At 39.6% G+C, this 17,469-nt stretch carries 19 protein-coding genes; 6 read left to right on the top strand and 13 right to left on the bottom strand.

From position 1 onward, the window contains the following. Positions 1-21 precede the first annotated feature (21 nt). From kduI to ACPWSO_RS05060, 9 genes are all read right to left on the bottom strand, one after another. Entirely contained in the window at positions 22-861 is an 840-nt protein-coding gene (gene kduI, locus ACPWSO_RS05020; protein WP_426081726.1) for a 5-dehydro-4-deoxy-D-glucuronate isomerase, read from the bottom strand. 64 nt (positions 862-925) lie between these two features. Next, positions 926-1,936 carry a PfkB family carbohydrate kinase gene (locus tag ACPWSO_RS05025; RefSeq protein ID WP_426081727.1) on the bottom strand — a complete coding sequence of 337 codons (1,011 nt, stop codon included), beginning with the start codon at positions 1,934-1,936 and terminating at the stop codon, positions 926-928. Between the two features lie 2 nt (positions 1,937-1,938). After that, positions 1,939-2,586: a bifunctional 4-hydroxy-2-oxoglutarate aldolase/2-dehydro-3-deoxy-phosphogluconate aldolase gene (locus ACPWSO_RS05030; protein WP_426081728.1), complete on the bottom strand. Its 648-nt coding sequence runs from the start codon at positions 2,584-2,586 to the stop codon at positions 1,939-1,941. A gap of 196 nt (positions 2,587-2,782) precedes the next feature. After that, positions 2,783-3,544, bottom strand: coding sequence for an IclR family transcriptional regulator (locus ACPWSO_RS05035; RefSeq protein ID WP_426081730.1), 762 nt, complete (start codon positions 3,542-3,544; stop codon positions 2,783-2,785). Positions 3,545-3,801: 257 nt separating this feature from the next. Continuing rightward, positions 3,802-4,437: a DNA-directed RNA polymerase subunit delta gene (gene rpoE / locus ACPWSO_RS05040; RefSeq protein WP_426081732.1), complete on the bottom strand. Its 636-nt coding sequence runs from the start codon at positions 4,435-4,437 to the stop codon at positions 3,802-3,804. Between the two features lie 75 nt (positions 4,438-4,512). Further along, positions 4,513-4,947, bottom strand: a complete 435-nt coding sequence (locus ACPWSO_RS05045) for a DUF1934 domain-containing protein (RefSeq protein ID WP_426081733.1) — start codon at positions 4,945-4,947, stop codon at positions 4,513-4,515. Positions 4,948-5,183: 236 nt separating this feature from the next. Beyond that, positions 5,184-6,128: a sugar-binding transcriptional regulator gene (locus tag ACPWSO_RS05050; RefSeq protein ID WP_426081734.1), complete on the bottom strand. Its 945-nt coding sequence runs from the start codon at positions 6,126-6,128 to the stop codon at positions 5,184-5,186. Then, complete coding sequence (locus ACPWSO_RS05055; protein ID WP_426081735.1) at positions 6,125-7,120, bottom strand: alpha-ketoacid dehydrogenase subunit beta; 996 nt, start codon at positions 7,118-7,120, stop codon at positions 6,125-6,127. Before ACPWSO_RS05055 ends, ACPWSO_RS05050 begins: the two co-directional genes overlap by 4 nt. Continuing rightward, on the bottom strand, positions 7,117-8,127 hold the full coding sequence (locus tag ACPWSO_RS05060; protein ID WP_426081736.1) for a thiamine pyrophosphate-dependent dehydrogenase E1 component subunit alpha: 1,011 nt from the start codon (positions 8,125-8,127) through the stop codon (positions 7,117-7,119). Before ACPWSO_RS05060 ends, ACPWSO_RS05055 begins: the two co-directional genes overlap by 4 nt. 364 nt (positions 8,128-8,491) lie before the next feature. Between ACPWSO_RS05060 and ACPWSO_RS05065 the strand changes: the two genes are divergently transcribed. The 4 genes from ACPWSO_RS05065 to yidA are packed head-to-tail and all read left to right on the top strand — an operon-like array spanning position 8,492 to position 11,894. Continuing rightward, complete coding sequence (locus ACPWSO_RS05065; RefSeq protein ID WP_426081737.1) at positions 8,492-8,851, top strand: hypothetical protein; 360 nt, start codon at positions 8,492-8,494, stop codon at positions 8,849-8,851. Beyond that, a complete protein-coding gene (locus ACPWSO_RS05070; RefSeq protein WP_426081738.1) occupies positions 8,844-9,716 on the top strand; it encodes a lipoate--protein ligase family protein in 873 nt (290 codons plus the stop codon). Before ACPWSO_RS05065 ends, ACPWSO_RS05070 begins: the two co-directional genes overlap by 8 nt. Next, entirely contained in the window at positions 9,700-11,067 is a 1,368-nt protein-coding gene (locus ACPWSO_RS05075) for an HD domain-containing protein (protein ID WP_426081739.1), read from the top strand. Before ACPWSO_RS05070 ends, ACPWSO_RS05075 begins: the two co-directional genes overlap by 17 nt. Before the next feature lie 17 nt (positions 11,068-11,084). Then, complete coding sequence (gene yidA, locus ACPWSO_RS05080) at positions 11,085-11,894, top strand: sugar-phosphatase (RefSeq protein ID WP_426081740.1); 810 nt, start codon at positions 11,085-11,087, stop codon at positions 11,892-11,894. Between the two features lie 321 nt (positions 11,895-12,215). Here the strand turns inward: yidA and ACPWSO_RS05085 are convergent, their stop codons facing one another. Beyond that, on the bottom strand, positions 12,216-12,665 hold the full coding sequence (locus ACPWSO_RS05085) for an NUDIX hydrolase (RefSeq protein ID WP_426081741.1): 450 nt from the start codon (positions 12,663-12,665) through the stop codon (positions 12,216-12,218). Positions 12,666-12,810: 145 nt separating this feature from the next. Between ACPWSO_RS05085 and ACPWSO_RS05090 the strand changes: the two genes are divergently transcribed. Together ACPWSO_RS05090 and ACPWSO_RS05095 are read left to right on the top strand one after the other, a co-directional pair. After that, positions 12,811-13,188: a VOC family protein gene (locus ACPWSO_RS05090; RefSeq protein WP_426081742.1), complete on the top strand. Its 378-nt coding sequence runs from the start codon at positions 12,811-12,813 to the stop codon at positions 13,186-13,188. A gap of 367 nt (positions 13,189-13,555) precedes the next feature. Next, positions 13,556-14,278 (top strand): gamma-glutamyl-gamma-aminobutyrate hydrolase family protein, encoded by a 723-nt coding sequence (locus ACPWSO_RS05095; RefSeq protein WP_426081743.1) that lies wholly within the window; start codon positions 13,556-13,558, stop codon positions 14,276-14,278. A gap of 274 nt (positions 14,279-14,552) precedes the next feature. Here the strand turns inward: ACPWSO_RS05095 and ACPWSO_RS05100 are convergent, their stop codons facing one another. From ACPWSO_RS05100 to ACPWSO_RS05110, 3 genes are all read right to left on the bottom strand, one after another. Beyond that, positions 14,553-15,377, bottom strand: a complete 825-nt coding sequence (locus tag ACPWSO_RS05100; protein ID WP_426081744.1) for an aldo/keto reductase — start codon at positions 15,375-15,377, stop codon at positions 14,553-14,555. A gap of 119 nt (positions 15,378-15,496) precedes the next feature. Next, entirely contained in the window at positions 15,497-16,804 is a 1,308-nt protein-coding gene (locus tag ACPWSO_RS05105; protein WP_426081746.1) for a glucosaminidase domain-containing protein, read from the bottom strand. Positions 16,805-16,970: 166 nt separating this feature from the next. Continuing rightward, entirely contained in the window at positions 16,971-17,399 is a 429-nt protein-coding gene (locus ACPWSO_RS05110; RefSeq protein WP_426081747.1) for a hypothetical protein, read from the bottom strand. Positions 17,400-17,469: the final 70 nt, after the last annotated feature.

Here is a 17,469-nt window from a genome sequence, read left to right on the forward strand (position 1 = left end):
ATTGCTTTAGCAGCCAGTTGACTATTTTAATTGATCCATCGGCACCATATCCATGTCAGTATATGTGATATTTTCGCCACACATTGCCCAAATAAATGAATAGTTACTAGTTCCAACACCAGAATGAATAGACCAGCTTGGTGAAATTGCTGCCTGCTCATTGTCCATCACTAAATGTTTTGTTTCATCTGGTTTGCCCATCATATGAAAGACACGTGTGTCCTGCTCCATATCAAAATACACATAAGCTTCCATCCGTCTTTCATGGGTATGACACGGCATTGTATTCCAAGAACTACCTGGTTCTAAAATCGTATACCCCATTTGAAGCTGACAGCTTTCGCAGACATTTGGGTGAATGTATTGATAAATTTTACGTTCATTTAGTGTTAGCGGCTCACCAGTTTCCATTGGTTTAATGTCATCAATACTAATTTTCACATTAGGATATTTGTGATGTGCCGGTACACAGCTGATATAGAATTTTGCAGGATTGGCAGCATCCTCAGAAGAAAAGACAACATGGCGAGTTTCTTTTCCAATATAATAGCCATCTTGTTTCTTCATTGATTCTTTTGCGCCATCGATTTCAATAAAACCTGGTCCGCCAATATTGATTACCCCTAATTCACGGCGTTCAAGAAAATAATCCACGCCTAGCTCTTTATCCAGTTTAATTTCCAAAGCTGCATTCGTTGGCGTTACTCCACCAAAAATCATTCGGTCATTATGGGTATAAGTCAGACTGATTTCACCAGGAACAAACACCTTCTCTACTAAAAATTCATCTCTCAGCTGTTCAGTAGAATAATGACGAATATCCTCCGGGCTATGAGTATAACGAGTTTCCATATTTTGCATGTTTCATGCTCCTTCCTTTAATTAGCAGCATTCAATCTTTTGAAAGAAAAAATGCTTAGTTATTTTATCGAACAATTTTACCTGAACCTGCCGCAAGAAAGCTTTCAACCTCTTCACAGCTAAATTGATTGCAGTCGCCGTGAACCGTATGCTTCAATGCTGAAGCAGCTGTAGCAAAACGAATCACCTGCTGATAGTCGTAGCTGCTTAGCAGCCCATGGAGAACCCCGCCTGCAAAAGCATCTCCTCCACCAACCCGATCGATAATTGGATTGATTTGGTGGCATTGGGATTCATAGTAGGTTCCAGCTGCCCAAAGAGTTCCTATCAACTCGTTGGCACTTGCTGAATGGACTTTTCGTCTGGTGGAATAAAAAACAGAAATGTTGGGATATTTTTCCTGCATACTTCGATAGTAGTAAATGGTTTCTTCCTCATCAGCAGTTTTATCATATGCTGGAATTTCCAGAAAATGCTGAGCATCCAGATTCCCGGCAGAACAATAATCTACATATGGCAGGATTTGACGAATCGTTTCACCAGCTTCTTCTCTGCTCCACAGCTTTCCTCGATAATTCACATCAAAGCTAATTTTACAACCAGCATTTTTAGCACTAGTAATTAGTTCAAGAGTTAATTGCTTCCATGAATCAGAAAGTGCAGGCGTAATGCCTGATACATGAAAAATGTCTACACCATCAAACAATTTCTGCAAATCCCATTCACTGGTTTCCATCGTTGCGAAGCTCGACCCGGCACGATCGTAAATCACACTGGCAGCCCGTTCTCCTGCTCCTGATTCTAAGTAGTAGGTTCCCAGTCGGGCACCACCGCTCAGTAATGCCGAGGTATCTACTCCATAACGATTAAGGTGTTTTTTTACTGCTTCACCCAGTCCATTTGCCGGAACTTTGCTGGCAAATGAAACCTGATGTCCATAATTAGCCAATGAAACAGCAACATTCGCTTCTCCGCCACCATAATGAGCAGAAAATCCTTCGCTTTGTGCGATGCGAATCCCACCATCAGTAGACAAGCGCAGCATGATTTCTCCTAGGGTTACAACTTTTCCCATAGCTATGCTCCTTTGATTTCGTGATATTTCGCCATATACTCAGCAGCAACTTCTGTTACCTTTTCAAAATCACCTGTCGCAGCTGGTGCCAGCAAATTACCGCCAACCCCTACTGTCACTACTCCAGCCTTAAACCAGTCTGCCATATTCTCAAGACTAACTCCGCCTGTCGGCATGATATTAAGATGAGGCATTGGTGCCTTAAATGCAGAAATGATACTCGGTCCATAAGCACTTCCAGGAAACAGCTTGATAATATCTACACCGCTCTTCAGGGCTTCCTTCATTTCGGTAATTGTCATGCAGCCTGGCAAATAAGGGATTTGATAAAGATTACAGATTTCTGCAGTCTCGCGGTCAAAAGAGGGGCTTACAATATAGTCAGCTCCAGCCATGATTGCCAAGCGGGCAGTTACCGCATCAAGAACCGTTCCAGCTCCAATCACAACCTTTGGCGAATCCTTATAATGGTCTGACAGCTCTCTAATCACTTCATCTGCACGTGGAACAGTAAAGGTCAGCTCCAAACCGTACATACCACCTTTGACAATTGCGTGACTTGCTTTAATTGCTTCTTCTTTTGTCTTTCCTCGAACAACAGCAATTACACCTGCATTTTCTAAACGTTGAAGAATGTTAACTCTTTTCAAAACAACCACTCTTTTCTTATTTGGAAATTATATTTTATTATTAGGAAATTCTTACTTTCATTATACATAGAAAAAAAGAAAATGCAAACGTTTTTTATACAGATTTCTTATAAAAAATTTTTATCCCGCTATTTTACAGCTGCTTAAAAACAATAAAATAGAGAGGGAGATTTTGACGTCTCTCCCTCTCTATACTCTATTTTCCTTTTAACACTCGCTCCAAGGCATCCTTTGTTTGTAAAACTGCTTGAATAATCATTTGTTTTGCTTCTTCATTTAAGCGGTATTTCGGCATACTAACACTGAAGGCTCCGATAATCTGCTGCTCCTTTTCAAGAGAAGCACCAATACAAAAAATATCCATTTCCATTTCTTCATCATCAAAAGCGATACCTGAACGCCGAACCTCATCCAGCTCTTTCACTAATCTTAAAGGATTAGTAATTGTATTTTCCGTATATGGCGTCAGTACATGATCAGACAAATAGCTTTGAAAGTCCTCATCGGAAAATTTCGCCAGTACTGCTTTCCCCATTGCTGAGCTGTACAACGGACGAGTAATCCCGACTTTAGAAGACATGCGAATCGTTTGATGCTTAGGCTCCAGCTTGTTGATATATAATATCTCATTATCATTTAGTATCCCTAAATGAATCGTTTCATCAATTGTCGCCTGCAGCTTTTCAAGATAAGGCAAAGTGATTTCTGCCAGATCCAGCTGCTCCAATCTTTGGTTTGCATAGCGTATCAGCTTAGAACCTAGACGATAGCTTTTATCTTCATTTTTCTGAACATAACCAATCAGCACTAGGGTATCTAATATTTTGATTGTTGTTGAAGCTGTCATTTCAGTATTTTTGGCAATTTCCTGCAGTGAGTGATTGGGATTTTCTGCCAGATAATCCATAATTTTTGCCGCTTTAATCAGTACAGTTCCATAAGGTTTCGCTTCGCTCATCAGCCTCACCCTTTCTATATAAGAAATTATATAATATAAATAGGAAAATGCAACTATTTATTTTTTTATTATAAACGCCCGCTCTTTTAAACCTCGTTTTGCTAAAAAAAGACTAGAACAATAGTCATGCTGACTATGCTCCAGTCCTTAAAAGCTGAATAAACGATACTACTATTTAGCGTATGAATAAAACTCAATCATCCACAAGCGACAAGTCGAAACGTCCTTCAAGTAAAGAATAAACATCTAACTTCGCTTTATTCTTCCTCTTCAGGATATTCGTCTTCTTCCTCATCATCAAAATCACTGTCTACATCTTCATCATCGATGATTGTCAGATCTTCTTCAATACTGGATAAGTCATCATCTGCATCCTCATCCGCTCCGATTTCCTGAAGATCACTATTGTAGGCTTTGATTTCTTCATCGTCCTCTTCTTCTTCATCCTCATATAAAATATCGATATCATCATCGTCATCTGCAGTTAATTCCGCATCTTCCGGATCGTCATCATTATAGTCGATGGCATCTTCATCATTTGTATCCATGATAAATGCATTGACTTTCTTGCGTTTTCTACGACGTGGTTTATCTTCCTCATCTTCATCCAAGCCATGTGTTACTTCTTCATCGATTGAATCAATTGGATACCATGAACGAAGACCCCATTGGTTGTCGCCTAGAGAGATGAAACTTCCATCAATATTCAAGTCAGTATAAAATTGCGCAAGAGAATCACGAATATCGCTATCAGACTTTTCAAGATAGTTTTGGATTTCATTAGCCAAGTCGGAAAAATCCATGACATCTCCTTTTTGTTCCAAAATTGCGTGAGCAACTTCAATCATGGACAACTCGTTTTTATTCAATCCTTCAAATACATTAATTTCCAAGCGGTACACGTCCTTTCACAGTCTACTCTTTATCATACAAAAACAAGCAAAAAAAAGCAATTGATTCTTTAAGAATTACGCAGTAAATTCCAATTCTAAATGATACTCGCCAATTTTTGCATTTTGAGAAGATAAATCATAGTCAATAACAATTGAACCGGAAATTGGCTGGTCCTTTAAGCTGAACCTCAAATTATGCGTATAAGTCGTAATTTGGAATAGTCCGTACGGGGTACGATAAGCTGTTTCTAAATGTTCACGATAGCCGAATTTCAAACGCATGCGCAAGTCTCCAGCGCGAATCAGCTGGATTTTGCCATCTGGTTCTACTTTGATTGTCACAGGGACTTGCTCGCCATCCTCTTGTTCTTCCTTATAACGGATATAAAGCGTATCACCAATTTTAACCATTTGACCAGTTAAATCAAAGTAAAAATTCTTTTTTTCCCCTTCCTGGGTTACCTCTGTTTTCAATTGAATCGAAATATCTGTTCCTTGCTTTAAATCCATAAGAAACACTCCTCCAGTACGATGATTAAGCATATTATTTCTTAAGCAGATAGGTTTGAGACTCTTGAACTTGCTTATCTGCCTTACTAAAGCGTGCTTTCAAACTGATAGACTCTAGCTTCAGCCCACTTAGTTCTTTACACAAGAAACACCTTAATCTCTAAATTTTATAAAATCAATCATTTTATGCGTATATTTATTTTATAACCAGAACAAAGTAAAATGCAACTTTTTCTCTACGACAACAGTAATTCAGCGGTGGTCTGATTAGTTACTAATATTGAACAGTAGTTTCCGATTAACAAAGGACGAATACTCTCGGCTTTTTCCTTTCCGCTTCCGATGACCATCACCCGAGAAATATTAGCCAAATCCTCGACCTTGATGCCAAGCATCCGCTCGCTAATAGTATTGTTCACTGTCTGACCATTTTTGTCAAATAAGGAGGCTACTGCATCTCCCTTGACGCCGTCTTCTGTTATCTTATTGATATCCTCTTTGGTGAAATATCCCAGCTGATTCCAAGTAGAATGCTTAATCGGATTGCCCACACCGATAATCGCCAAGTCTACTTTTTTGGCAAAATCCATTGCGGTGTTCAGCAGCCTGCTCTGATTCAGACTTTCTGCCAGTTCTCTGCTTTCTGCTAAAGCCGGGATATAGGCATACTGACAGCGGCTGTTCAGCTTTTCCGATAGCTGGAAAGCCAAGTGATTGGTGTCATAGTATAAATGCTCGCTGGAGACACCTCCAACTAGTGGACAAACGTTCACTGTAGGAAAAGAATAGAAGGGCAGCGCATCAATCATATCTGCCAGCGTCGTTCCCCAAGACAGCCCAATCGACATGTGCTCTGTCAAGATGCTTCCCAGATAATCAGCGGCTGCTTCACTAACCTTCTGCTTTATTTTAAGTGCAGGAGTGTATTCGTTATCCGGCACCACAATAACCTCATCCAAGCCGTAGTATTCCTCCAGCTTCAAACTAAGCTTGACAGCATAGGCAGAATCATCTCGAATTGAGATTTTTATCATTCCCTCTTCTCTTGCCTGCTGCAGCATTTTAGAAATAACCGGTCGTGAGATTGCCATCTTTTTTGCAATCTCCGCTTGCGTTAAACCAGAATCATAATACAGCGTGACAATCTTCAACAGTTTCCTGCGGTCTTCACTAAGTTTCATTCGATTCCGCCGCTTTCCTTCATCATTTTCTGAATTTCATTTACCAAGGTTTCCACTTGGGGAACAGCTCTTTGTTCCAGCTTCTGCTGTGCAGGCATTGGCACAAACTCGCCGCCTAAGCGGACAATAGGATAAAGCAACTCACGGCTGATTTTTGACTCGGCAATAACGGCGGTGAGTTCCGCACTAAAACCGCTGTTTTTCACAGCCTCTGTTACAACCAGTACACGGCGTGTTTTCATAACTGAAGAAAGAATCGTTTCTTTATCCAATGGTACCAAAGTTCTCGGATCAACGACCTCGATTTGAATCCCTTCCTTAGCCAGCTGTTCTGCGGCTGTCAGGGCCTTATCCACCATGATTCCTGTTGCAACTACAGTCACATCCTGTCCTTGCCTCTTAACATCTGCTACGCCAATCGGCAGGCTGTACTTTTGTTTTGGCACAGCCATGGCTGTTTTATACAATAATTTATGTTCATAAAACATCACTGGATTATTGTCTTCAATCGCTGCGTGAAGCAGTCCTTTTGCATCATACGCATTAGAAGGCTGAATCACTTTTAAGCCAGGAATATGTGCCATCCAGTTTTCCAGACTTTGCGAGTGTTGTGCTGCCGCTCCTGTACCTGAACCGCCTGCTGTCCTCATCACCATAGGTACAGAGGCTTTACCGCCATACATATAATGAATTTTAGCAGCCTGATTGACCAGCTGATCAATTGCCACTGTGATGAAATCAGAGAACTGCAGCTCCATTACTGGACGCATGCCAGTCATTGCAGCACCGACAGCGGCTCCTGCGATGGCACTCTCAGAAATAGGTGTATCCCGCACTCGTTCAGGTCCGTATTTTTCCTGAAGTCCCTTGGTCGCTCCAAATCCGCCACCGTATACGCCAATGTCTTCTCCCAGAAGAAATACTGTTTCATCCAGCGCTAACGCTTCATCCAACGCTTCATTGACAGCATCAAGATAGGTTATCTCTCTCATTTTCCAATCGTTCCTTCCTGATAGACGTCTTGCCATAACTCATTCAAGTCAGGCTCTGGATCTGCTGCTACTGAACGAATCATCTCATCCGTCTCCTTTTGCACCGAAGCTTGAATCCCGCGTAATTCAGCTAGACTAGCTGCTTTCTCTTTTAATAAATAGTTTTCCATCCGTAAAATCGGATCGTGATTTTCCATCCAATAGCGGCATTCTTCTTCTGAACGGTAAACAAGCTTATCTGATTTAGAATGCCCTTTATAGCGATAGGTAATCGCTTCAATTAAGGTCGGTCCCTTGCCGCTACGGGCCTTTTCAATTGCGCTTTTAACTGTCCGGCTCACTTCAAATAAGTCGTTCCCATTAATCGTGAGTCCCTCTATTCCGTAACTTTCTGCACGTGCTGACAATCTGTCTACATTTACCATTTGCTTAATAGAGCTGCTCATTCCATATTGATTGTTTTCAATTAGATAAATAACCGGCAGATTCCAAATAGAGGCTAGATTCAGTGCTTCATGAAAGCTGCCTTCATTTGTGGCACCGTCACCAGCGTAGCATAGAACAACTTGGTTAGTTTTATTCATCACAGCACTAAGAGCCGCCCCGGCTGCAATCGGAAAATTCCCTCCGACGATTCCGTTTGAGCCAAGATTTCCCACCGCTAAATCAGCGATATGCATACTGCCGCCTTTTCCGTTATTTGTCCCAGTTGCTTTCCCCAGCATTTCGGCCAACATTGCACGGCGGTCCGTTCCTTTGGCAATAGCATGTCCATGATTGCGGTGAGTAGAAAGCATCCAGTCATCCTGACGTAAGATACCGGCACCGCCAACGGCGGTGGCCTCCTGACCGATACAAAGATGCATCGTACCATACATCTGTCCGCTGTCAAAAAGCTGTTGAACAGCCTCCTCAAATATTCGTATCTCCCACATCTTCCGATAGCTTTCTAAACTGCCGTTTGAAAGAACTGTTGATGTTTCTGACTGATCGATTGGATGAATCATACCTATCCCCTTATTCTTTATGTATTTTATTTATCTGAATTTTTGCAAAGATCTTCATTTTATGAGCAGCGGCTTTTGTCCATAGCCTAAACAAAGAAACGCATTCTTAATACAACTCCTTTATGGAATGTATACATGCCTGAATAACAGCCATTGCTCTTTTAGCTGACGCTTAGCTATTAACCACATCTTTACATTTGTTCTAGAGTAAATCATATGTAAACAGTTTAGCTGTTTCTCACTATTCTGGCAAGACTACTGGAAAAATTCTCTATTTATCTTAAGAAAAATAAAAGTTTCTTTATACTTTTACTACAAGACTTTTGCTATAAATAGTTTATAATAGAAATCGGGGGTGGAAACAATGTTGTTTCATGATGAAGAAGCAATGCTCTTCTGTATGCATTGCCAAAAAGAAACACTCCATGACATCCAATACCTGAATGAAGTCATTTCCAGTATTGAATGCGAAGAGTGTCACAATAAAATGAGTATTGATATTGATGCAATGAAAGAGTTCTATCATTATTTATATGAACGTCTGGTTTCCAAACCTGGACGGCTAACAGAGGAAGCTCGTAAAGATTTCAGCCGCTTCTTATCCTCTATGCCGATGCGGCTGCTCAGCAAACCAGTCAGATTCAGCAATGAGTATTCACAGATGAATAAAGAAGTAAAAAAATACGTTTCAAAAACACAACAGGATGATGACACTTATGACTAATTTGAACCGGCTTCTTTTCAGCCAGCCAGTTGCTCTGCTTGATCAGAATATTCTTTCTTCTAGAGATACACTGGTTCCTTTCGCTTTGACAGATACATTAACCGCTTTTGCCGAAAAGCAGCAAAAACCAATTCTACATTTTTGGCAGTTCAGTCAGACCATGATTTTAGGGATGAAGGACACTAGAGTCCCTCATTTTTCCGAGGGAATAGCTGCATTAATGAAGCATAATTATCAACCAGTAATCAGAAATTCCGGCGGTCTGGGCGTTATTGCCGATCAAGGTGTTTTAAATCTCTCTTTGATTCTGCCGAATCCCCCAGAACACAAATTGACCATCGATAGAGCCTATCTCATCATGTCTGACTGGATTGCTTCAGCCTTTCAGACAAAAGAAAAGCGCATTGAAGCGTACGAAATAAGCTCTTCATACTGCCCTGGAACTTTTGATTTAAGTATTGAAGGGAAAAAATTTGCCGGGCTTGCTCAGCGGCGTGTAAAAAACGGTATTGCTGTTATGGCCTACCTAAGTGTTGAAGGAAATCAACTGATGCGTGGTGAAGTCGTTCGTCAATTTTACCAAGCCGCTTTGAAAGATGGTTTTGGACAAAACGGCTATCCGGCTGTTGATCCAACAGTCATGGAAAATCTTGGTACTTTAATTGGGGAGGAATTAACTGTTGCAGAAGTCAAAAACAGACTTTTATTTTCCTTTGAAGAACACTTTGGAAAATCTTTACATGAAGAGCCGCTTGAATCGTGGACGGCACTCGCTGAGTTTTCAGAGGATTATCACAAGCAGCTTGAAAAAATGGTCCAGCGCAATCAACAACTAAAGGAGGAAACGAATGCCTTATTCTTATAAAAATCAATATCTGCCTATTGAAAAGGTCTTTCGAGATCCTGTACATAGCTATATTCATGTACAGCATCAAGTCATATTAGATTTGATTGATTCCAGTGAATTTCAGAGACTGCGCCGCATTAAGCAGCTGGGAACTTCCTCTCTGACCTTCCATGGAGCAGAACACAGCCGTTTCTCTCACTCCTTAGGTGTTTATGAAATTACGCGCCGAATTTGTGATATTTTTCAGCGGAATTACTCTGTTGAACAAATCGGTGAAGATGGCTGGAATGATGAAGAACGTTTGGTTGCCTTATGTGCCGCCTTGCTTCATGATGTAGGACACGGTCCGTATTCCCATACTTTTGAACATATTTTTCAGACGGATCATGAAAAGTTTACAGTTGATATCATTACTTCTCCTGAAACAGAAGTATTTCAGATTTTAAACCGTGTTTCAGCGGATTTTCCAGAAAAGGTGGCTAGCGTCATTACGAAGGAATATCCGAATCCTCAGGTTGTTCAAATGATTTCCAGTCAGATTGATGCTGATCGAATGGACTATCTGCTTCGAGACGCCTATTTTACAGGAACAGAATACGGAACTTTTGATTTAACTCGTATCCTTCGAGTAATTCGTCCCTATAAAGGCGGAATTGCCTATACGATGAACGGCATGCATGCTGTTGAAGATTATATTGTCAGCCGCTATCAAATGTACGTTCAGGTCTATTTCCATCCTGTTTCTAGAGGGATGGAGGTTATACTGGATCATCTGCTGCATCGGGCGAAGGAGCTCTACGAAGAGCAGCCAGAGGACTATCTCTTACATTCCCGCCTGCTTGTTCCTTTTTTCAAAGGTGATTATACCCTGCAGGAATACCTAAAACTGGATGACGGCGTACTAAGTACGTATTTTACTCAGTGGAGCGAGCTGGGGGACTCGGTTTTAACTGATTTAACTAACCGTTTTCTGAAAAGAAAACCGTTGAAATCTGCTACTTTTTCAGCTGGAACAGCTGATCAGACAATTGAACATCTAAAGAACTTGATAGAAAAAGTCGGGTTTAATCCCAAATACTATACAGCTATTAATTCCAGCTATGATTTACCTTATGATTTTTATCGCCCTGAAAAAAACAGTCACCGGACTCAGATAGAAATTATTCAAAAAGACGGCACACTTATCGAACTATCAAAGGTTAGCCAGCTGGTTGCAGCGTTAGCCGGACAAGGTCAAGGGGATCACCGCTTTTATTTCCCTAAAGAAATGCTTCAGCCTGCAAAACAACAGCATCTGGATTTATTTGAAGAGACATACCATGAATTCCAATCCTTTATACACAATGGTGCAATTATTGAAAAGAACTAAATACTCAGGAGGACACTATGACTATTAAACTTGTAGCAATTGACATTGACGGGACACTATTGAACTCTAATCGCGAGATTACTCCTCGTGTAAAAGAAGCAATAAAAAAAGCCAACGATCAGGGTGTTTACATTGTATTATGTACGGGCCGCCCAATTCCTGGAGTGGAAAATTTTTTACAGGAGCTGGATCTTTACAAAGAAAATGATTATGTCATTACGTATAATGGCTCTCTGGTACAAGCGACAAAATCAAAAGAAGTAATCTCGGAATATTCTCTTCCCTACGAAGATTTTCTTGAGATTGAGCTTATGGCGAGAAAACTCAATGTTCATCTTCATATGAGCGATGAGCAGTCCATCTATACCTTTAACCGTGATATTGGAAAATACACGGTACATGAAGCTTATCTAGTCGATATGCCTCTACGCTACCGTTCAGTTGAAGAAATCACACCGGAAATCAAAGCTATAAAGATGATGATGATTGATGAACCTGAAATACTTGATGAAGCAATCAGTAAAATTCCTGAATGCTTTAAAGAAAAATACACAACTGTGAAAAGCACTGAATTCTACTACGAAATTTTAAATAAAGAAGCCAGCAAAGGGAACGCATTGAAAAAATTAGCTGCTCATTTGAATATTCCTATCGAAGAAACTATGGCGATTGGAGATAATGAAAATGATCTTTCCATGATTGAAGCTGCTGGTATTGGTGTGGCCATGGGTAATGCAACTGACTCCGTTAAAGCGGCGGCTCAAGTTGAAACGGCCTCTAATGACGAAGATGGTGTTGCAGAAATTTTATTTAAATACTTGGATTAAGAAAAAGTAGGATTTCCTAAAAAATTTTCATTCTATAAGTCCTTCTTTACTTTTAGAAAACCTTACGAACACAGCTGGTCTTTGTGAGTTTGGGCCAAAAGTGTTTTGCTTCAAGCAATAAGCCGTATTATATTGAAAATGTAGCATTTTCGTATAGTACGGCTTATTTCTGAAGAAGGACCTTTTATTGGGATTTAGACATGTAAAGCGTCTGGAAATTGATTGTTGTCCTATATTCATAACCAATTAAAAAGGCGTATGCACGAACTCCTGTCTATTTGACTAGAATTCAGACATACGCTCAGCTATTTTGCTTGAATCTTATTCTTGGTTTTGCTTTTGCCACTCTTTTACTGCCCATTTGTGGCTTCCGCGTTTTAAAAGCTCCGTGCCTTCTGTAATAGAAACCCAGCGAATCGTATTGCATTTTTCCAGTGGTTCACTCAGCTGCTGCCATTGAGCTGCTACATAAAAATACCCCGGATTATAATAATCTGTACTACGATGGCGGGAATGGAAATACTCATCCGCCTGACCTAAGTACTTTTCGATTTCAACTTTAATCCCTAACTCTTCAAGCATCTCTCGATCAATCGCCTGTTCTTTTGTTTCCCCTTCCTCTATCTCTCCCCCAGGAAGGAAATAAGCCCCGTTCGGCGCCTGAATCAGCACCATTTCTTTTTCTTCATTTCTAGTGACAATAATATAAGCCCCTAATCTTGTTTTATACTCCCGCTGATTTAATTTTTCTCCAAAAGTGGGAATTTTCATAGAAACAACTCCTTTTAATCCCTTTAATTTTACATGAGAAATTTCTAATGAACAAGCAAAAACTTATCATTTTTAGTGGTCTATGCTAGTATTGAAGAGAAGGACTACCTATTTATTCGTTTTATATAGAAAGGATGATTTATCAATGAAAATGGCACATACCTGTGTTCGTGTGAAGGATTTGGATGCTTCACTAGCATTTTATAAAGAAGCTTTTGGCTTTGAAGAAAGCCGCCGACGTGATTTCCCCGAACATAAATTTGCTTTGGTCTACTTAACCTTACCAGGCGATGATTATGAACTTGAGCTAACGTATAACTATGACCACGAAGCTTATGATCTTGGAAACGGCTATGGACATATTGCTATCAGTACAGATGACATTGAAGCACTTCATGAAAAACAAAAAGCTGCTGGCTTTAACGTAACAGATATGAAGGGTTTACCTGGAACACCTCCTTCTTACTTCTTTATTACTGATCCAGATGGATACAAAGTTGAAGTTATCCGTACGAAATATTAAGCCAATTACAGCTATTTTTTGAGTCTATGACAAAAAACTTAATGCCGAGACGTTCGACTTATCTTTGAAAAAACTATTCTTGCTGCTACCTCGCTGCAGTTTAGTACTGGTAAATCCTTTTGTCTCACTATTTTGTTCAGATTAATAGAGAGCCGGCAGAAATAGAAGCCGGTTCTCTATTTCTTTTAGACTAAAAAATAAATAACTGATTGCTGAGTAAAAATAAATCAATGCTGGTTGTTTTTGCCTGTCTTCTTTTATACTTTTTCTGAAACAAATCTCATTGTCCTTGGGATTGAGACGCTTCAATAGCCTTTTCAGAAAAAAATGATAGAATAAGAAATAGAAAGAATAAAGGAGTGATAAGATGACAAAACCAATAATCGGAATTGCTGGAAACCAGCTGATTCATGCTGCTGACGTTTTTCATGGCAATCAGGTATCCTACACCCCACAGGGATTTGTTGCTGGTGTTCAACAAACCGGCGGGTTGCCCTTCGTGTTGCCAATCGGAACACCTGAATCAGCTTCCGCATATATTGAAAAAATCGATAAACTCTTACTAGCTGGCGGTCAAGATGTTTCTCCCGAATTTTACGGTGAAGAACCACATCCCAAGCTTGAGGAAACAAATAAAAATAGAGACAAATTTGAATTAGCACTTATTTCAGAAGCAATAAAGCAGAAAAAGCCCATTTTTACCGTATGCCGAGGAACACAGCTGCTGAATGTTGCTCTGGGCGGAACTTTATATCAAGATCTTTCTCAGTATTCAGACTGGAAAGTTAAACACAGCCAAGAACCAACGGCTCCTGAATTTCCTACACATTCTATTACAACTGAAAAAGGCAGTATATTGAGCCGCTTATTAGGAGAGCATTATCAAGTTAACTCTTATCATCATCAGGCGATTCATACATTGGCTCCTGATTTAACTGTCACCGCCCGAGCTGCTGACGGAATTATTGAAGGTGTGGAAGGAAAACAAGCGGATTCCCGCATACTGGGCGTTCAATGGCATCCTGAATTGATTTTTCATAAAGAACCAAAAGAACTAGGACTTTTCGACTATTTCGTTAATGAACTATAAAATAGTTCTACATTTAATTGCTTTTATAGAATTAAAAAACTGAATGAAACCTTAAAACTTGAAACAAAACCAGCTGTTTTTGTTTTAAGTTTTTTTATTTTTGGAAAAGTCTTTTTTTGATTCCCACTTGTTTTTGACGATTTTATTTTATCAATCAGTTATTTAATTTTTTTGTTTTTAACTATTCAAAAAGATGTCGGCAATTTTTTTTTGCTGACACAACATAGTAAAATAGAGAAAAACAGCTGGCTATGATTCGCCAGCTGTTCTTTAATTAAAAGTTAAAATTATCTGGATCAGCACCTAGTCGTTCATTACTGTTTAATCCGTCAATTTTCTTCATATCTGCTTCACTTAATTCAAAATCAAACACATCAAAGTTTTCTTTGATCCGGTCTTCATGAACAGATTTAGGAATCACAATAATATCACTTTGCAGATGCCAGCGGATAATTACCTGCGCTGCTGTTTTTCCGTATTTTTCTCCAATTTCAATTAAATCAGCATTTTTTAAAATTGTTCCTTGACCCAGAGGAGACCATGCTTCAACAGCAATGCCTTCCTCTTTCAAAAATGCCCGCAAGGGTTCTTGCGTCAAGGTTGGATGCAGTTCAATCTGATCAACCATCGGCTTAACCTTCGCACTAGTCATTAAGTCTTCAATATGGTGCTGATGGAAGTTAGAGACACCGATGGCTTTTGCGCGACCACTGGCATAGATTTCCTCCATTGCCCGCCACGAGTCCTTATATTTATCTTTCACAGGCCAGTGAATTAGATATAAATCCACATAATCCAGACCTAATTTTTTCAAGCTTTCATCAAATGCTTTTAGTGCTGATTCATAGCCTTGATCGGCATTCCACAGCTTGGTTGTAACGAAGATTTCTTCTCTTGGAACACCAGATTGGCGAATCCCTTCTCCTACACCCTCTTCATTTTTATAAACAGCTGCTGTGTCAATCAAGCGATACCCTGCTTTTAATGCCCACTTCACAGAATCAATCACTTGATTTCCATCTTCTACTCGCCAGACACCTAGTCCAAGCCGAGGAATTTTATTGCCGTTTGCCAGTTCTTTGGTTTTTTCAAAAGTCATAATATTAATCCTTCCTTTCTAAAAATCCACTACATACTTATTATACGCTATAAACGGCAAAGTTTGAAAAAATTAGTTTACCTATTTCTTATGTGACTGAAGCTATCTGAAAGCAGCCTTCATTCTACACTTAATTGATTGGGATAAAAATCTTTAGGCACAATATAAGTATGGGTGTCCGCATTTACTTTATCTATTATTCGATAGGAGACTACATTCAAACCGATTACGTTCATTTCAGAAAGCAAGATGCTGCCATTTTCGTAGACATGCTCTACGAAAGCAACGTGCCCATAAACAGCATCTGCCCCAGCAGCTCCTGGTTGAAAGCTGACCACAGTTCCAGCAGCTGGATGAGGGGAAACTTCATAACCTCTTACAGCTCCAGTCTGCCCCCAATCCATGCCGTTTCCCATGTCTACATCCAGATGCCCTCCTAACTGTTTCACCCGATTATAGGCATACTGCGTACAATTACCAAACGCATAGTATTCTGCTCCATCATAGTTTTCACCAAAATACTGTATAAAATCACTGTCCACACTTTCTTCTGATACAATTCTGCCAAAATCTGTTATCACTGATTCCGGTAAATCATAGTTCATTAACTCGTAAGCTTCTATTAGAGCAATTAATTTTTGATCATAGAGAATGTCTGTCGCATAGACTCCTGTTAACGCTTTTGCTGCTTCTTGATAGCTCAGTGCAGAATCTTTCCATGCTTGCTGATAGATAAAAGGGTTCCAGTCAGTCCCCTCTTTTAAAAGTACTGCATAATCCTGAAAAGATTCCTCATAACCTGGATAGCGTTTGAATGCAGCTTCTATCTGATACCAACTGCCATAGCCATCGTCTTCATAGGTAGGAAATGCAACAAAGCTTCCATTGTAAGCTCCCTTCACTCCAAACAAGTTATAATAAGGGCTTTGACTAAGCTGACTATTCCCAGATCCGCTCTCCAAAATTGCCTGTGCAATCATCACTGAACTGTATAATCCATATTCCTGACCTATTTTACGTGCCTGCTCGCCGATTTCTTGAATAAATACTTCAGTTTCATTCGTTCTTTCAATGGTAATTATCTCAGGTAACCATTGATTTTCCTCATAATTTAATATACTGCTTCCCGCTGTTTCATCTTCTGTAGTTTTTGTCTCCTCTTCAATAACTGACGACTCAATTGCTTCTGGCTCTACTGCTACTCCTGACTCTACCCCATCAGAAAATTCATTGGTAGGACTTAAAGATTGCTCTACAATCAGTTCATTCGTAGTATCAGTATAAACGGTTCCACTCTCCCCATTAGAACTTGGGATTTCCATTTCCTTTGAACTCTCTATCCCACTTTCCATACCATGCACAATAGGAACATTTCCTGCCATCCCCATTAAAATTATCAATAGTACCATTAGTTGTTTTTTTATCATTGCTGTTTTCCTCCAATCATTTCGCTACTTTAATTTTTCATACAAAAAAGGCTTCGTCATTAATATACGAAGTCTTTCTGGTTTTTATTTTTTTAGGTGAACGATATTGGGGTTATATTTACAACATTCCCTCTCCTGCTTTCTTAAAAACAACATATACAAATAACTATTTATAATAAAGGCTGATTTCAACACCGCCGCCTTTCATATCAGTATAAGAAGTCACTTCACCCCAGCTTCGTTTGAATATAATGGCTGTAGCAGTCTTCTCATAAGGTTTTCCAAGCTGTTCTTCCAACCAAGTATCATGGCTCAACCGCTTTAACCGATTGCGTTCATTTGACCAGTCAGCATAACTATTTTGAAGATTTTTATCTGCATTAGATAAATTGATTCCTTTGAGCGTATCTTCCTTAAATACAGCAGTAAACCAAAAGAATAATCCTGAAATGAGAACTGGCTGATTCAACATTTTCACACCAGAATAATTATCTTCTCTTAACGGCTCCTTAAACAGCTGGATAAAATGTTGCTCTTCCATAAATGGATAAATCCGTATATCTCCAATCAAAATACTACCATCTTCATTATTCATATTTTTTGCCCCTCTTTGTCCTGAATCAGAAAATATAGATTTAATATCCGTAATATTTAATTTAATTATT

Origin of the sequence: Enterococcus sp. LJL51 (assembly GCF_049894025.1) — a bacterium.
Classification (GTDB): domain Bacteria; phylum Bacillota; class Bacilli; order Lactobacillales; family Enterococcaceae; genus Enterococcus_L.

Excerpts from the sequence above, each read along its gene's own strand:
- kduI (WP_426081726.1), bottom strand. The coding sequence starts at position 861 with ATGCAAAATATGGAAACTCGTTATACTCATAGCCCGGAGGATATTCGT.
- ACPWSO_RS05025 (WP_426081727.1), bottom strand. The coding sequence starts at position 1,936 with ATGGGAAAAGTTGTAACCCTAGGAGAAATCATGCTGCGCTTGTCTACT.
- ACPWSO_RS05035 (WP_426081730.1), bottom strand. The coding sequence starts at position 3,544 with ATGAGCGAAGCGAAACCTTATGGAACTGTACTGATTAAAGCGGCAAAA.
- ACPWSO_RS05045 (WP_426081733.1), bottom strand. The coding sequence starts at position 4,947 with ATGGATTTAAAGCAAGGAACAGATATTTCGATTCAATTGAAAACAGAG.
- ACPWSO_RS05050 (WP_426081734.1), bottom strand. The coding sequence starts at position 6,128 with ATGAAACTTAGTGAAGACCGCAGGAAACTGTTGAAGATTGTCACGCTG.
- ACPWSO_RS05055 (WP_426081735.1), bottom strand. The coding sequence starts at position 7,120 with ATGAGAGAGATAACCTATCTTGATGCTGTCAATGAAGCGTTGGATGAA.
- ACPWSO_RS05060 (WP_426081736.1), bottom strand. The coding sequence starts at position 8,127 with ATGATTCATCCAATCGATCAGTCAGAAACATCAACAGTTCTTTCAAAC.
- ACPWSO_RS05065 (WP_426081737.1), top strand. The coding sequence starts at position 8,492 with ATGTTGTTTCATGATGAAGAAGCAATGCTCTTCTGTATGCATTGCCAA.
- ACPWSO_RS05070 (WP_426081738.1), top strand. The coding sequence starts at position 8,844 with ATGACTAATTTGAACCGGCTTCTTTTCAGCCAGCCAGTTGCTCTGCTT.
- ACPWSO_RS05075 (WP_426081739.1), top strand. The coding sequence starts at position 9,700 with ATGCCTTATTCTTATAAAAATCAATATCTGCCTATTGAAAAGGTCTTT.
- yidA (WP_426081740.1), top strand. The coding sequence starts at position 11,085 with ATGACTATTAAACTTGTAGCAATTGACATTGACGGGACACTATTGAAC.
- ACPWSO_RS05085 (WP_426081741.1), bottom strand. The coding sequence starts at position 12,665 with ATGAAAATTCCCACTTTTGGAGAAAAATTAAATCAGCGGGAGTATAAA.
- ACPWSO_RS05090 (WP_426081742.1), top strand. The coding sequence starts at position 12,811 with ATGAAAATGGCACATACCTGTGTTCGTGTGAAGGATTTGGATGCTTCA.
- ACPWSO_RS05095 (WP_426081743.1), top strand. The coding sequence starts at position 13,556 with ATGACAAAACCAATAATCGGAATTGCTGGAAACCAGCTGATTCATGCT.
- ACPWSO_RS05100 (WP_426081744.1), bottom strand. The coding sequence starts at position 15,377 with ATGACTTTTGAAAAAACCAAAGAACTGGCAAACGGCAATAAAATTCCT.
- ACPWSO_RS05105 (WP_426081746.1), bottom strand. The coding sequence starts at position 16,804 with ATGATAAAAAAACAACTAATGGTACTATTGATAATTTTAATGGGGATG.
- ACPWSO_RS05110 (WP_426081747.1), bottom strand. The coding sequence starts at position 17,399 with ATGAATAATGAAGATGGTAGTATTTTGATTGGAGATATACGGATTTAT.